We start from the raw sequence: 15,706 nt of genomic DNA, 5'->3' as shown, positions 1-15,706 counted from the left end.
GCTGGGTAAGGCCACTTTTTGCCTGAAAACGGCCCCGAAGGGCCGTCTCGGGCGGTGCCGTGCCGCGGTCAGGGCTTGAGTGCGGCGGCTTCGGCCGCGCAGGCGGCGGCCGCAGGCCGGGCGCCCTTGGCCCGCTGGGCCACCACCTCGGCCCGTGCGGCGTCGAGCTGGGCGCGGAACACCGGGTCGCTTTGCAGCCGCGCCACCGCCGCCGCGCCCATGACCCGGCCCTGGTCCACATCACTTTGCCAGTGCGCGCCACACACCACCCGGCTCTGGCCGAAGGCGTGGCCGCGCTGCAGCAGGGCGTCGGCGCGCTCCGGGGCAATCTGGGTCAGCACCAGCGCCCAGGCCCAGCCCAGTGCCGAATGGCCCGAGGGGTAGGAGCCGTCCTTGGCCAGTCGCTCGGCTTCTTCCGGTGCGCACAGCGGCGCTTTTTCCGCGACGAACGGGCGGGTGCGCTTGTAGTGGTCCTTGGCGCCGTAGGTGGACAGACCGGCGTCGACCAGCGTGCGGCGCAGCAGGGTGTGCAGGTGGGGCGTGGTGTCGGGGCTGATGGTCACGTCCAGCGCGCAGGCAAACGTGCCGGCGGCCTGCGGAAAGCGCAGCTCGTTGTCGGCCCGGGCCAGCGCCCAGCGCGGCGTGTTGCGCTGCGCCACCGTGGCGCGGAAGGCGGCATCGTCGGCCGCCTGGGCGGGCGATCCCGGCGCGGGCGGGGGCGGCAGCAGGGCCCGGCTGTCAGGCAGCTGCTTGCGGTCCAGATAGCCGGCCATCATGCCGGGACGGATTTCGGGCACGTCCTTGTCAGCGGGGATGGGCGTGGCGGGCGGGCTGCTCGCGCAGCCGGCGAGGAGGGCGGACAGCAGGCCCGCAACGACAATGGGGAAAGCGCGCATCAAGGTCTCCTGGTCTTCGGTCGGTAGGGAGGGTTGTCAGACAGTGACCTTACGGCGACCGAGCCCGCTTGCGCTGTCGCCGTCCGGACAGCCGCCTCAGATTGCGGGTTCGGGCGGGCGATGCGGGCTCGGGCGCCCGCAGGCCGGGCCGACCGGGGCGCCATGCCGCCGGCACGTTGGTGCGGGCGCGACCCCGAAATGAAAAAAGGGCCCGATGGGCCCTTTCGGTGTAATCGCGGACGCTGCCGGATTACTTCTTGGCGCTGGCAGCAGCGGCCGGAGCGGCAGCAGCGGCCGGAGCAGCGGCTTCAGCTTTTTTCTCAGCCTTGGCTTCGGGCTTCTTCTCAGCCTTGGCGTCAGCTTTCTTCTCAGCTTTGGCGTCGGCTTTCTTCTCGGCCTTGGCGTCAGCTTTCTTCTCGGCCTTGGCTTCGGCCTTCTTCTCTTCTTTCTTTTCTTCTTTCTTCTCGGCCTTCACTTCGGCTTTGGCAGCCGGAGCAGCGGCGGGGGTCTGTGCGGTGGCGACCATGGAAGCGCCAGCGAACAGGGCGAGGAGGGCGAGTTTGAAGTTCATGAACAGTCTGTCCTTGGATTGCAATGTTGGAATGGATTGCCCGCGTGAAAGCGCAGGGCCTGCTCTCAACGCGGCGGGTTTACCTGCCGTTGACATGGGTCAGGATCTTTTTTTGGTGCCGCGAAAGCGCTCGTCCGGTAAGAACGCCCTCGCGCTCCCGCAAGGGTCCGAAAGCTTTCCGGGGACTTACAGGGTGTCAATGAAACTGCGCAGTTTGTCGCTCCGGCTGGGATGCTTGAGTTTGCGCAACGCCTTGGCTTCGATCTGCCGGATGCGCTCGCGCGTGACATCGAACTGCTTGCCGACTTCTTCCAGGGTGTGGTCGGTGGACATTTCGATGCCGAAGCGCATGCGCAGCACCTTGGCCTCGCGCGGGGTCAGGCTGTCGAGGATGTCCTTGACCACGTCGCGCAGGCCCGCCTGCATGGCGGCCTCAATCGGCGCGGTGTTGGAACTGTCCTCGATGAAGTCACCCAGGTGGCTGTCGTCGTCGTCGCCGATCGGTGTTTCCATGGAGATCGGCTCTTTGGCGATCTTCATGATCTTGCGGATCTTGTCTTCCGGAATCTCCATCTTGGCCGCCAGGATGGATGCATCGGGCTCGAAGCCGAATTCCTGCAGATGCTGGCGCGAGATGCGGTTCATCTTGTTGATGGTTTCGATCATGTGCACCGGAATGCGGATGGTGCGCGCCTGATCGGCGATCGAGCGGGTGATGGCCTGGCGGATCCACCAGGTGGCGTAGGTGGAGAACTTGTAGCCGCGGCGGTATTCGAACTTGTCCACCGCCTTCATGAGGCCAATGTTGCCCTCCTGGATCAGGTCCAGGAACTGCAGGCCGCGGTTGGTGTATTTTTTCGCGATGGAAATCACCAGGCGCAGGTTGGCCTCGATCATTTCCTTCTTGGCGTCGCGCGACGAGGCTTCGCCCTCGTTCATGCGCTTGTTGATGCCCTTGAGTTCCTCCAGCGGCACCACCACGCGCGCCTGCAGGTCGATCAGCTTCTGCTGCAGGTCCTGCACCGGCGGGATGTTGCGGCCCATGATGGCGCTCCATGGCTTGCCGGCGGCGGCCTGCTTTTCGATCCAGGTCAGGTCCAGGACGTGGGACGGAACCCGGTTGCCGGCCTTGTCGCGGCCGCTGAAGTCGGCGATGAACAGCTCCTGCGGATAGCCGCACTTGTCGACGATGATGCGGCGCAGTTCACGCTCTTTCTTGCGCACGTCGTCGACCTGGCCCCGCACCATGTCGCACAGTTTCTCGATGGTCTTGGCGGTGAAACGGATGGTCATCAGCTCTTCCGACAGGGCGTGCTGCGCCTTCTGGTAGGCGGGGGTGCCCCAGCCCTCCTTGTCGTAGATCTTGTGCACCTTCTCGAACAGCATGGCGATACGGTCAAACCGCTCCAGCGCCTGGTTCTTCAGTTCTTCCAGTTTTTTGGTCAGCGCCTTGGAGCCGCCTTTGCCGTCGTCGTCGTCGGCCTCGTCGAATTCATCGAAGTCTTCTTCGGCGACATAGTCGTCCGCTTCACCGGCGTTGGAAAAACCGTCGACCACGGCAGAGATGACCACCTTGCCTTCGCGGATCTCGTTGGCCATTTCCAGGATGGCGGCAATCGTGGCCGGGGAGGCGCTGATGGCCTCCATCATGTCCATCAGACCACCTTCGATACGCTTGGCGATGACAATTTCGCCTTCGCGGGTCAACAGTTCCACCGTGCCCATCTCGCGCATGTACATGCGCACCGGGTCGGTGGTGCGACCGAATTCGCTGTCCACGGTCGACAGGGCGGCCTCGGCTTCCTCTTCCGCTTCTTCTTCGGTGGCGGTGGTTGGGCCGGTATTGGTCAGCAGCAGCGTTTCGGCATCCGGGGTCTGTTCGTAGACTGCCACACCCATGTCGTTGAGCATGGAGACCACCACTTCCAGCGTCTCGGCGTCCACCAGTTTCTCGGGCAGGTGGTCGGTGATTTCCGCGTGGGTCAGGTAGCCGCGGGTCTTGCCCAGCTTGATCAGGGTCTTCAGGCGCTGGCGGCGCTTGGTCATTTCCTCCTCGGTCAGAACCGCTTCGTCCAGACCGAACTCCTTCATCAAGGCCCGCTCTTTGGCCTTGCTGATCTTCATGCGCAGCGGCTTGGCCTTTTCGGCCGTCGGGGTCTCGACGTCGGCTTCCACCTCCACATCACCGACCAGGTCCTCTTCGATGTCGCCGAGATCTTCTTCTTCGATCTCTCGCTTGGGTGCCTCGGAAGTTTTGGGCTTGCGGCCCCGCTTGGCGCCACCGGCTGCGGGGCTGACTGCGGCGGCGTCGCTCTTGGGCGGGCGGCCGGGCTTCTTGCGCGCGGGCGCAGATTCGGCATCGGCCGCAGGGGCTTCGGGTTCGGCGGCCTTGCGCGCTTTGGTGACTTTCTCTTCCGTTGCCACTTTGGCGGCCTTGGGGGATTTGACGGCGGCTTCGGGACTCTTGTTCTTTGATGCAGGCACGGGAGCAGCTTTCGGTTCAGACGGTTTGGCTTTGGCCGCCGCCCTGGGGGGCGCGGCCGCGGTGGCGGGCTTTTTGACTGCCACAGGGGCTGGGGTAGCGGGCAAAGCGGGCTTCTTCGGCTTTTGAGCGGGCATCGGGCGACCTCGGATCAGAAAACTCGGACAGAAAACACACTGGCGCCGCAAACTACCGGCGCGGGCAGGGCAACCTCGCGTGCCGCGAGAGCACGCTGACGAGCGCAAGATGGTGGGGCGAACATTTGGGATGCAGTCCTTGCGGGAAATTGGCCTGCCCGTTGCGGGTGCGCTGGTGTTCAGCGGTGGCCGGGACCGGAGGTGCTGCTGTCGCTCTTGCGGATCGCAAAACCCCCGATTATAGCGGGGCCAGCATTGTCCTTGGCGGTCCTGGGCCGCCCGGTCTCAACGCTGTCCCATATCAGCGGCTGCCAGTGCCGCCGTCAGCTCGCGCCGCAGTTCGTGCGCCGCCCGCCAGCGCTGCAGGGCTTCGGGGTCGTGGGCGGCATCCGCCATCGCCTGGTTTTCTTCCTCCATCAGGCCGTCGATACGCAGCCGGTTGAGCAGGTCGCGCAGTTCACGCAACGCTTCGTTCGAGCCGGCGGCCGGTGCAGGAGGCGCCGCCGTGGCATCGGCTGGCGCCAGCAGGACGGTTTCCATCAGCGCGACGGCGAAGGGTTCCAGTCCCTGACCGGCCAGGGCTTCCCGCAGGCCGCCCCAGGCAAGTGGCCCCTGGTCATGAAAGCGGCTGTCCAGCCAGCGGAACAGCTCGCCATGGGGATCCGGCAAGGTACACAGAAGGTCATGGTCCGCCTGGGCGAGGCGTTCCCACAGATCCATCCGTGCCAGCAGCAGGCGGGCGGCATGGTCCGCGCGGCTGGCTGGCTGATTGCGTCCACCCGGCCGGCGCCGCGACCACGGCGCGGTTCGCGTGCCGGTGGAGCCGGCCGTCCGGCCGCGCGGCGTTGCCAGTGCTCCGCCGGGGCTTTCGGTGGCAGAACCCCCGGCCCATAGCCGGGCCAGGTCGGTGCGCTCCAGATGCGCCAGGCTCGCCAGTTCGGTCAGTATTTGTTGTTGCAAGGCGCCTTCGGGCAAGGCGTTCCACAGCGGGCGGGCATTGGCGAGCATGTGCGATCGGCCTTCTGCGCTGCCCAGATCACAGTCTTCGCCCGCCGCTTCGCACAGAAAGCGCGACAGGGGCACCGCCTGCGCCACACACTGGGCAAATGCGTCGACACCCCGCTCCCGGATGAAACTGTCGGGATCGTGCTCGGGGGGCAGAAACAGGAAACGCACGGACCGCACGTCCGTGGCCAGCGGCAAGGCGGCGGTCAGGGCTTTGTGGGCCGCCCGCCGGCCGGCGGCGTCGCCATCAAAACTGAACACCACCGCGTCGGTGAAGCGAAAAAGCTTGTGCACATGTTCGGGTGTGCAGGCGGTACCCAAGGTGGCCACGGCGTTGGGAAAACCCAGCTGGGCCAGGGCGACCACGTCCATGTAGCCTTCGGTGACCAGCACGTAGCCAAACTCGCGGATCGCCTGCCGCGCCTCGTACAGGCCGTAGAGTTCACGCCCTTTGTGGAACACCGGGGTTTCCGGCGAGTTCAGGTACTTGGGTTTTTCGTCACCCAGCACCCGTCCGCCGAATCCGATGCATTCGCCCTTGACATTGCGGATCGGGAACATGACACGGTCCCGGAAGCGGTCATACCGCCGTTCTTCGGCGCCCTCTTCGGTATTCAGGATGACCAGGCCGCTTTCGACCAGCAGCGGGCTGTCGTAGGCAGGAAAGACGCTGGCGAGGCCGCGCCAGCCCTCGGGCGCATAGCCCAGGCCGAAGCGTTTGGCAATCTCGCCCGACAGGCCCCGGCCCTTGAGGTAGGCGACGGCACGTGGTGCGCGTTTGAGTTGGGCGCGCCAGGCCGCGCCGGCTTTCTCCAGGACGTCGGTCAAGGTATCGCGGTGCTCGCGCTCCGCCGCGGCGCGCTGGCGCTCGGCGGGGGATCGTTCTTCCTCGGGAACCTGCAAGCCGACCTGCTGCGCCAGATCCTTGACGGCCTCGACAAAATTCAGACCGTTGTGCTCCATCAGGAAACCGATGGCGTCCCCGCTTTTGCCGCAGCCGAAACAGTGGAAAAACTGCTTGGTCGGGCTGACACTGAAGCTGGGTGATTTTTCCCCGTGGAACGGGCAAAGACCCATGAAATTGGCGCCGCCCTTCTTGAGCTGCACATAACGGCCCACCACCTCGACTACGTCGACGCGGGAGAGCAGTTCGGTGATGAAAGACGGGGGAATGGCCACGGGCCTATTCTGACCGATCACGCGCGGGCGGGCCGGCGGCGCTTTTGGTTAAATCGGGGTCGCCAATCCCCGACCGGAGCCCCGCCATGCCCAGCATCTACGACCAGGACCTGCCCCGCAACGAGGCCAATTTCGCGCCCATCTCGCCGCTGAGTTTCATCCAGCGCACCGCCGAGGTCTATCCGGACCGTCTCGCCATCGTGCACGGTGCGCTGCGCCAGACCTGGGGCGAGACCCATGCCCGAGCCCGGCGCCTGGCCAGCGCGCTGCAGCGCGCCGGGATCGGCAAGAACGACACGGTGGCGGTGATGCTGCCCAACACGCCGCCGATGGTGGAGGCGCATTTCGGGGTGCCGATGGCCGGCGCGGTGCTCAACGCGCTCAACACCCGGCTGGATGCCGAGACCATCGCCTTCATGCTGGACCACGGGGAGGCGAAGGTGGTGATCGTGGACCCCGAATTTGCGCCGACGATGAAGAAAGCCCTGGCGCTGCGCCAGTCCGCCGCGCCCATTCTGGTCATCGACGTGCAAGACGCGCTGTTCACTGGCGAGTCCACGCCGATCGGCAGTGCGACCTACGAAGCCTTTCTGGCCGGTGGTGACCCGGCTTTCGCCTGGCAGCTGCCGGCGGACGAGTGGGACGCCATCTGCCTGAACTACACCAGCGGCACCACCGGCAACCCCAAGGGCGTGGTCTACCACCACCGCGGCGCGGCGATCAACGCGATCTCCAACGTGCTGGAGTGGGACATGCCCAAGCACGCGGTCTACCTGTGGACACTGCCGATGTTCCACTGCAACGGCTGGTGTTTTCCGTGGACGGTGGCGGCCCGCGCGGGCGTGAACGTGTGCCTGCGCCGGGTCGAGGCCCAGGCCATCTTCGACGCCATCCGCGACCACGGCGTCACCCACTACTGCGGCGCGCCCATCGTGCACGGCCTGCTGGTCAACGCACCGGCCGCGATGAAGGAAGGCATCCCCGCCGGGGTCAAGGCCATGGTGGCCGGGGCCGCGCCGCCGGCTTCGATGATCGAGGGCATGGAGGCGATGGGGTTCGATCTGACGCATGTCTACGGCCTGACCGAGGTCTACGGCCCGGCCACGGTCTGCGCCAAACACGAGGCCTGGGACGCGCTCGACATCGGTGAACGCGCCCGCCTGAACGCGCGCCAGGGCGTGCGCTACCACCTGCAGCGCGACGTGCGGGTGCTGAATCCCGAGACGATGTTGCCCGTGCCCCAGGACGGTGAAACCATGGGCGAGATCATGTTCAAGGGCAACATCGCCATGAAGGGCTACCTGAAGAATCCCGGGGCGACGGCCGAGGCCTTTGCCGGCGGCTGGTTCCACAGCGGCGACCTGGCGGTGCAATACCCCGACGGTTACTTCAAGATCAAGGACCGCAGCAAGGACATCATCATCTCCGGCGGCGAGAACATCTCGTCCATCGAGGTGGAAGATGTGCTCTACCGCCACCCCGATGTGCTGGCCGCCGCCGTGGTGGCGCGGCCCGACCCGAAGTGGGGCGAGACGCCCTGCGCCTTCGTGGAGCTGAAACTTGGCGCGCAGACCACACCCGAGGCGATCGTCGCGCATTGCAAGAAACACCTGGCGGGCTTCAAGGTGCCGCGCTTCGTGGTGTTCGGCGAACTGCCCAAGACCAGCACCGGCAAGATCCAGAAGTTCGAGCTGCGCAAACAGGCGGGGTCGGCCCGGGCGATCGACGTCTGAAGCGCAAAAACCGGTCCTGGGACCGGTTTTTGCTTGATTTCAGGCGATACCCAGCGTAAAAAGGTGTTCTATAGCTATAAATAACAGAGCACTTTTCACCGGGTCGCCTGCCCTGCGCTGCGGCGGGGCGGGCAACAGGGGGCTTCAGGCGGCCGTCAGGGCTGCAATCGCCGCGTTGAAGGTGGCGCTGGGGCGCATGACGGCAGCGAGTTTGGCGAAGTCCGGCCGGTAGTAACCGCCGATATCGGCGGGCTTGCCCTGGACACTGGCCAGTTCGGCCAGGATGACGGCTTCCTGCTCGGCCAGCGTTTTGGCCAACGGGGCGAAGGTTGCCGCCAGGGTCGCGTCTTCCGTCTGCGCGGCCAGTGCCTGGGCCCAGTACATCGCCAGGTAGAACTGGCTGCCGCGATTGTCCAGCTGGCCGGTCCGGGCGCTGGGGCCTTTGTTGTTGTCGAGCAGCTTGCCGGTGGCGGCGTCCAGTGTTCTGGCCAGCAGCTTGGCGCGCGCATTGCCGGTCTTGATGCCCAGGTCTTCCAGCGACACCGCCAGCGCCAGGAATTCGCCCAGCGAGTCCCAGCGCAGGTGGTTCTCTTCGACCAGTTGCTGCACATGCTTGGGCGCGGAGCCGCCGGCGCCGGTCTCGTACATACCACCGCCAGCCATCAGCGGCACGATGGACAGCATCTTGGCGCTGGTGCCCAGCTCCATGATGGGGAACAGGTCGGTCAGGTAGTCGCGCAGGATGTTGCCGGTGGCGCTGATGGTGTCCAGACCGCGCACCACGCGTTCGAGCGTGTAGCGCATGGCGCGCACCTGGCTCATGATCTGGATGTCCAGCCCGGTGGTGTTGTGCTCGTGCAGGTACATCTTGACCTTGGTGATCAGCTGCGCCTCGTGCGGACGGTACGGATCGAGCCAGAAGACCACGGGCATGCCGGAGTTGCGGGCCCGATTGACCGCGAGTTTGACCCAGTCGCGGATGGCTGCGTCCTTGACCTGGCACATGCGCCAGATGTCACCCTCTTCGACGTTCTGGCTCAGCAGCACTTCGCCGGTGTCCAGATCGGTGATGTTGGCCACACCGTTTTCGGGAATTTCGAAGGTCTTGTCGTGCGAGCCGTATTCCTCGGCCTGCTGGGCCATCAACCCGACGTTGGGCACGGTGCCCATCGTCTTCGGGTCGAAGTTGCCGTGCCATTTGCAGAAGTTGATCATCTCCTGGTAGATGCGGGCGAAGGTCGATTCGGGCATGACCGCCTTGACTTCCTTGAGGCGGCCGTTGGCGTCCCACATCTTGCCGCCGTTGCGGATCATCGCGGGCATGGAGGCGTCGACGATGATGTCGTTGGGCGAGTGGAAGTTGGTGATGCCCTTGGCGGAATCGACCATCGCCAGTTCGGGGCGGTGTTCGTGGCAGGCATGCAGGTCGCGCTTGATTTCGTCTTGCAGGCTCTGGGGCAGTGTGGCGATCTTGGTGTACAGGTCAACCATGCCGTTGTTGACGTTGATGCCCAGCTCCTTGAACAGGTTGCCGTGTTTCTCGAAGGCTTCCTTGTAGAAGATCTTGACGCAATGACCGAACACGATGGGGTGCGACACCTTCATCATCGTGGCCTTGACGTGCAGCGAGAACATCACGCCGTACTTGCGCGCGTCTTCGATTTCCTGTTCATAGAAGGCGCACAGCGCCTTCTTGCTCATGAACATGCTGTCGATGACTTCGCGGTCCTGCAAAGCGACCTTGGGCTTGAGCACGATGGTCTGGCCGCTGGCAGTAATCAGCTCCATCTTGACGTTGCGGGCGCGGTCCAGCGTCATGGACTTCTCGCCGTGATAGAAGTCGCCGTGATGCATGTGTGACACATGGGTGCGCGAGGCCTGGGCCCACTCGCCCATGCTGTGCGGATTCTTGCGCGCGTATTCCTTCACGGCCTTGGGTGCGCGGCGGTCGGAGTTGCCCTCGCGCAGCACCGGGTTGACGGAACTGCCGATGCACTTGCCGTACTTGGCCCGAATGGCCTTTTCTTCATCCGTTTTCGGGTCTTCGGGATAGTCGGGCAGCGCAAACCCCTGACTTTGCAGTTCCTTGATGCAGGCCTTCAGCTGCGCGACGGAGGCGCTGATGTTGGGCAGCTTGATGATGTTGGCGTCCGGACGCAGCGTGAGCTTGCCCAGTTCGCCCAGGGTGTCGGGCACGCGCTGGTCTTCGCGCAGCAATTCGGGAAACTGTGCCAACACCCGTGCGGCCACGGAGATATCGGCTGTATCGATCTTGACGCCCGCCGGGGCTGCAAACGCCTGGATGATGGGCAGGAACGAGCCGGTCGCCAGAAGCGGCGCTTCATCCGTCAGGGTGTAGATGATGGTGGACTGCTGCGAGGTACTCATGGCATATCTCCTGTTGTCGGTGTGGGTCGTGCCGGGCGCCGGGACCCGGGCGCCGGTGTGGGCCGGTATCTTTCCAGCCCCGGCTTTCGCGAGGCTGAATTTCGGCCATTATTCTGCAACCAGATCCCGGAATGCGAAATGGCGGCACCCCGGAAAGGTCTTCGACGCCGCCTGTGCCCCGGGGCGGGTGGCGCCTGGGGCATGGCAGCGTGTCGTGTCGCTCAGTCACCCATGACGATACCCTCACGTCGAGGGTCGGCGCCGCCAGACCATCCGCCGCCCGGCAGGCGCTGGATGGCCTGCAAGCCGCTGGTCATGTTCATCTCGCGCACTTCGGCACCGCGGGCGCGCAAAGCGTCAACGGTTGCGGCGGGGAAGCGCTTTTCTTCCATCAGGCTCGGTCCGTTCAGGGAACCAAAATTGGGCAGGTTGATGGCTTGTTGGGGGGTCATGCCCCAGTTGAGAGTGCCGTACAGCGTCTTGGCCGTGTAGTGGATGATGAGCGCGCCACCGGGGCTGCCGCCGCTCATGACCAGCTGACCGGTGGCTTTGTCAAACACCAGGGTGGGCGACATGGACGAGCGCGGGCGCTTGCCCGGCTGGACGCGGTTGGCAATGGGTGCGCCGCTGGCATCGGCCGGCGTGAAGCTGAAGTCGGTCAGTTCGTTGTTGAGCAGGAAGCCCTGAACCATCTGGCGGGCGCCAAAGGCGTCCTCGATGGTTGTGGTCATGGCCAGACCATGGCCGAATCCGTCCACGATACTGATGTGGCTGGTGCCGTATTCCGGCTGGTCTGGCATGGGCGCGTGGCTGGTCCTCGTTCCGCCGGGGGTGCCGGGCCGTGCGGTTTTCATGGACGGGGCGGCAGGACCCTGGCCGATCAGGCGGGCCCGTTCGGCCAGATAGGCCGGATCCAGCAGGCTCATCCAGTTGCCGGCGGGCGGAGCAACAAAGTCGGGGTCGGCGACGTATTGGGCGCGGTCTGCGAACGCAAGCCGCGACGCTTCGGTGTACAGGTGCAGCCAGTCGGCCGAGGGCAGCCCGTTTTGCAGCGGCAGGCTGGCAGCATTGGTCTGGTTCAGGATGCCCAGAATCTGGCCCACCGCCAGCGCGCCCGAACTGGGCGGCGGGAAGCCGCAGATGCGGTAGTCGCGATCGCGGGCCCGATAGTCGTGGCACAGCGCTTCCCGTTTTTTCGGCTGGTAGCCCGCCAGGTCAGCCAGACTCAGCCGGCCGGGATTGGTGGGGTGGCTGCGGACCTTGTCGACAATGGCCTGGGCAATCGGCCCTTCATGCAAGGCTTTGGATCCTTGCGCGGCGATGGCGCGCAAGACGGCGGCATACTGCGCATTTTTCAGGACATGGCCAACGGGCCAGGGCTTGCCGGCCGCATCGTAGAAATACGCGGCAGCGGTGGCGTCTTTGCTCAGGTTCTTCTCGTTGCCCAGCAGGGTATTCAGGCGCGCGCTGACCTTGAAGCCGCCTTCCGCGAGGGCAATCGCGGGTTTGAACAAGTCGGCCCAGGGCAGCCGGCCATGTTGCCGGTGCGCGACCTCCAGCATCCGTATCGTGCCCGGCACCCCCACCGAGCGTCCACCGACCACCGCCTCGATGAAGGGCAGGGGCTTGCCGTCAGCGCCCAGAAACAGTTTTTCGTCCGCCGCCGCCGGTGCGGTTTCCCGGCCGTCGAACGCCTCGATGCGTTTGCCGTCGTGGTGCAGCAAAAAGGCACCGCCGCCAATGCCGCTGGACTGCGGTTCGACCAGACCTAGCACCAGTTGCACCGCCACGGCGGCGTCAATTGCGGAGCCGCCGGCCTTGAGGACCTGGTAGCCGGCGTCAGTGGCCAGCGGATTGGCGGCCGCCACGGCGAATTTCCGGGTTGTCCAGCCCGGCTTTTCCTGGTAACCGCTGGAGCCCTCGGGCTGCGCGGGGACGGTGTACTGGAACGTCGCTTGTGGAGCGCTGGCACAGCCCGCCAGAACAAGCGGCATCAGCGCGGCAAGCCAGTGCAGGCGGGTCAGAGGGGGGCGATGGTGCGTCAACATGGTGTCTCCTGGTTGTGGATGCACCATCTTACGCCGCACCAGGCGCCGGGCGATCGAAATCACCGATTACAAGAAAAAACGGCCAATACCCAGCGTGAAAAGGTCACTCTTTGCTACGAAATCAGGACCGATGCGCCGGGCTGTTCGGGCGTTATCGCGGTGCCAGGCGGATGGCCCCGTCCAGGCGGATCACCTCGCCGTTGAGCATGTCGTTCTCGAAGATGTGTTTGGCCAGCTTGGCATAGTCTTCCGGCGTGCCCAGGCGGCTGGGGAAGGGCACGTTGGCGGCCAGCGCGTCCTGCACCTCCTTGGGCATGCCGAACAGCATGGGCGTGCCGAAGATGCCGGGGGCAATGGTCATGTTGCGGATGCCGTTGCGCGCCAGGTCACGCGCGACCGGCAGCGTCATCCCGACCACGCCGCCTTTGCTGGCGGCGTAGGCCGCCTGGCCGATCTGGCCGTCGTAGGCGGCCACGCTGGCGGTGGAAATCATCACGCCGCGCTCGCCGGTGGCCTCGGGTTCGTTCTTGCACATGGCGTCCGCGGCCAGGCGGATCATGTTGAAGCTGCCCACCAGGTTGACCATGATGGTCTTGGTGTAGAGGGCCAGGCTGTGCGCGCCGTTCTTGCCCACCGTCTTTTCCGCCGGGGCGATGCCGGCGCAGTTGACCAGGCCCATCAGCTTGCCCATCGAAACGGCCTTGGCCACCACGGCCTGGCCGTCGGCCTCGCTGCTGACATCGCACTTGACGAAAGCGCCACCGATCTCTTTCGCGACGGCTTCGCCTTTTTCAACCTGCATGTCGGCAATCACCACAGTGCCGCCGTGGGCCGCCAGCATGCGCGCCGTGCCTTCACCCAGGCCGGAAGCGCCGCCGGTGACGATAAAAACCTTGCCTTGAATCTGCATGGGGAGTCTCCTGAAAGAGTTGACGTTGACGTAAACGTCAATTATGCCTGATCCGAGGTTTTCAAATGCGAATTGATCGCATTTGTTCCGGTCGTCACCCCGCGGCAGTTGGGCAAGCATTCGCTCCTCTCGCACTCCCCGGCAGATACCGACGAGAGTCAGGGCTGGTGGCCGAGGAATCGCGTTGGCGGTCACCTCGGCGCCGATGACGGGCTTTGCGCAGGCAGGGGTTTCACGGCGCCCCAATGCCTCTGGCTGGATTCCGTCATCCCGATTGCGCCGGTCGCCGGCAGCGCAAACCCCGGTTACTTGTAGCCCACGCGGTCCAGCATCTGCTGGGTCCGTGTCAGGTTCCTCGATACCACGCTCAGCGGGATGGTCTCGGCTTTGAACTGGCCGCCACTCATGGCCTTGAGCGCCGGGTTGTCGATTGCGACGCCCTTGGCAGTGGGCCATTCGTTGTTGCCGTTGGCGAAATGGTTCTGGGCGAAGTCGCTGGAGAGGAACTCCAGGAACTGGATGGCGGCCTGCGGGTTTTTCGAATGACGCGCCACGGCTCCACCGGCGATGTTCATGTGGGTGCCCCAACTGCTCTGGTTGGGGAAAACCACCCCAATTTTCTCGGTCACGGCACGGTCCTCGGGTTTGGTCGACTTCATCAGACGGGCGAGGTAGTAGGTGTTGGTGACGGCAATGGCGCATTCGCCCGAGGCTACGGCGCGGATCTGGTCGGTATCGCCGCCTTTGGGCGGGCGCGCCATGTTGTCCACCATGCCCCTGAGCCAGCTTTCCGCCTTGGCCTCACCGACATGCTCGACCATGGTGGCGAACAGACTGATGTTGTAGGGGTGTGAGCCGGAGCGGGTGCACAGTTTTCCTTTGTTCTTCGGGTCTCCGAGTTCTTCGTACGTGTCGACATCGTCCTTCCTGACTTTGAGCTTGTCATAGACCACGACCCGGGCACGGGTGGAAAAGCCGAACCAGGCGGTGCCATCAGCGGATGCCGGGCCCCGGTACTGCGCAGGAATGCGCTCTTCCAGCACTTTGGACGTGACAGGTTTGAACAGACCGTCACTTTCGGCGCGGGCCAGACGCGCCGCATCCACCAGCAAGACGATGTCGGCCGGCGAAGCGGCGCCTTCTGTCTTGAGGCGGTTGAGCAGTCCGGCATCGTCGCTGTCGACCCGGTTGATCTTGATGCCGGTGGTTCGTGTGAATGTGTCGTACATCGTGTCATCGGTCTGGTAGTGCCGGGCCGAATAGATGTTGAGTACCTTTTCCTGCGCCAATGCGGTGCCGCTGGCGAGCAAAGCGGCGAGCAGGCCGAACATCAGGGGGCGGACGGTGGGGAGTGTGGTCATGTGAAGGCAGAGAGAGGGTTGAAGCGAATGGCGTGATGATAAAGCAAACGCGAATCATTCCTAATAAAATCCAGTAATCCGGTCAGGTATTTCCGTGGTCCGCCGGTTGAAGAGTCGAGCCGCCAGGGCAGCAATCCGCCCGGGAATTGGCGCGGTGGACTGACGGGCGGACAAAAAAAAGAGGCCCAGTCTTGCGACTGGGCCTTCAAGGGATCCCTGAACCCTGAAGGTTACGAAAGGACCCGAGGAGACAACTGGTTGAGAAAACGCTTCAAAGCGACATCTCGTTGACCGGCAGTATGAGGTTTCGCGGGCCCGGGGTGTAGAGGTTCCCCTCCACTGCGGGTCCTCGCGGGGACCGATCAGCGCTTTTTCGTGGCCGTCTTGGACGCATTGACGGCGGTGGTCGTCACGGCGTTGAAGTTGGCTTCGGCGACATCGGACGCTTGCTTGACAGCCTTTTGCACCGATTCGAATGCGTTGTTGGCAGCGGCGACAGCGCTCTTGACCACCGCAACTGCGGTTTCGGAGCCGGCGGGGGCGTTTTTGGCGGCGTTGTCAACCAGAGCGGCGAACTGCTGCTGGGCTTCAGCGGCCTTGCCCTCGAACGCCTTGGTGAATTCGGCACCGGTGCCCTGAGCGATGTCGTACAGGTGGCGGCTGTAAGCTGCGGTCTTCTCAGCCAGGGGCTGGAACAGGCTGGCTTGCAAAGCCAGAAGTTCTTGCGCATCCTTGACGCTCAGCACGGCCTGGGTGTGGGTCGCCGATTCGTTCAGGGCCGCTTTGGTGGCGGTGATGTTCAGTTCGACGAGTTTTTCGACGCCTTCGAAGGCTTTGTTGGTCAGGCCAAACAGGGTTTCGAGGTTGGCTTTCTGGGCGGCGACGAGTTGTTCAGGGGTCAGCATAGGGCTCTCCAAAAGGTGATGGTGGATCTTCTGCCACGCTGAACCCGTCAGAATGACGATATGTTGCAGTGCAGCATGGTTCGTATTTTAT

General features: G+C 64.5%; 10 protein-coding genes. 1 reads left to right on the top strand and 9 read right to left on the bottom strand.

Going from position 1 to position 15,706, the window contains the following annotated elements; all coding sequences use genetic code 11:
• Positions 1-68: 68 nt before the first annotated feature.
• The 4 genes from AC2EBU_RS05750 to dnaG form a co-directional block, all read right to left on the bottom strand.
• Positions 69-896, bottom strand: coding sequence for an acid phosphatase (locus AC2EBU_RS05750; protein WP_484609402.1), 828 nt, complete (start codon positions 894-896; stop codon positions 69-71).
• Positions 897-1,146: 250 nt separating this feature from the next.
• Positions 1,147-1,563, bottom strand: coding sequence for a hypothetical protein (locus AC2EBU_RS05745; protein WP_484609401.1), 417 nt, complete (start codon positions 1,561-1,563; stop codon positions 1,147-1,149).
• A gap of 90 nt (positions 1,564-1,653) precedes the next feature.
• Positions 1,654-4,086, bottom strand: coding sequence for an RNA polymerase sigma factor RpoD (rpoD, locus tag AC2EBU_RS05740; RefSeq protein WP_484609400.1), 2,433 nt, complete (start codon positions 4,084-4,086; stop codon positions 1,654-1,656).
• 285 nt (positions 4,087-4,371) lie between these two features.
• The gene (gene dnaG, locus AC2EBU_RS05735; protein ID WP_484609399.1) at positions 4,372-6,270 is read right to left on the bottom strand and encodes a DNA primase; all 1,899 of its coding nucleotides are present in this window, start codon (positions 6,268-6,270) and stop codon (positions 4,372-4,374) included.
• 86 nt (positions 6,271-6,356) lie between these two features.
• Between dnaG and AC2EBU_RS05730 the strand changes: the two genes are divergently transcribed.
• Entirely contained in the window at positions 6,357-8,003 is a 1,647-nt protein-coding gene (locus tag AC2EBU_RS05730; RefSeq protein WP_484609398.1) for an acyl-CoA synthetase, read from the top strand.
• A 144-nt stretch (positions 8,004-8,147) separates the two neighbouring features.
• On the opposite strand, the gene AC2EBU_RS05725 is transcribed toward AC2EBU_RS05730, so the two are convergent.
• The 5 genes from AC2EBU_RS05725 to AC2EBU_RS05705 form a co-directional block, all read right to left on the bottom strand.
• Complete coding sequence (locus AC2EBU_RS05725; protein ID WP_484609397.1) at positions 8,148-10,391, bottom strand: NADP-dependent isocitrate dehydrogenase; 2,244 nt, start codon at positions 10,389-10,391, stop codon at positions 8,148-8,150.
• A gap of 221 nt (positions 10,392-10,612) precedes the next feature.
• Positions 10,613-12,439, bottom strand: coding sequence for a gamma-glutamyltransferase family protein (locus AC2EBU_RS05720; RefSeq protein WP_484609396.1), 1,827 nt, complete (start codon positions 12,437-12,439; stop codon positions 10,613-10,615).
• A gap of 151 nt (positions 12,440-12,590) precedes the next feature.
• A complete protein-coding gene (locus AC2EBU_RS05715) occupies positions 12,591-13,349 on the bottom strand; it encodes a 3-hydroxyacyl-CoA dehydrogenase (protein WP_484609395.1) in 759 nt (252 codons plus the stop codon).
• Positions 13,350-13,654: 305 nt separating this feature from the next.
• On the bottom strand, positions 13,655-14,680 hold the full coding sequence (locus AC2EBU_RS05710) for an extracellular solute-binding protein (protein ID WP_484610127.1): 1,026 nt from the start codon (positions 14,678-14,680) through the stop codon (positions 13,655-13,657).
• Positions 14,681-15,072: 392 nt separating this feature from the next.
• Complete coding sequence (locus AC2EBU_RS05705; protein ID WP_484609394.1) at positions 15,073-15,615, bottom strand: phasin family protein; 543 nt, start codon at positions 15,613-15,615, stop codon at positions 15,073-15,075.
• Positions 15,616-15,706 lie beyond the last annotated feature (91 nt).

It is taken from the genome of Curvibacter sp. T50, from assembly GCF_057219955.1.
The sequence above is the reverse complement of the archived record's forward strand: the minus strand, read 5'-3'. Positions and strand labels throughout refer to the sequence as shown.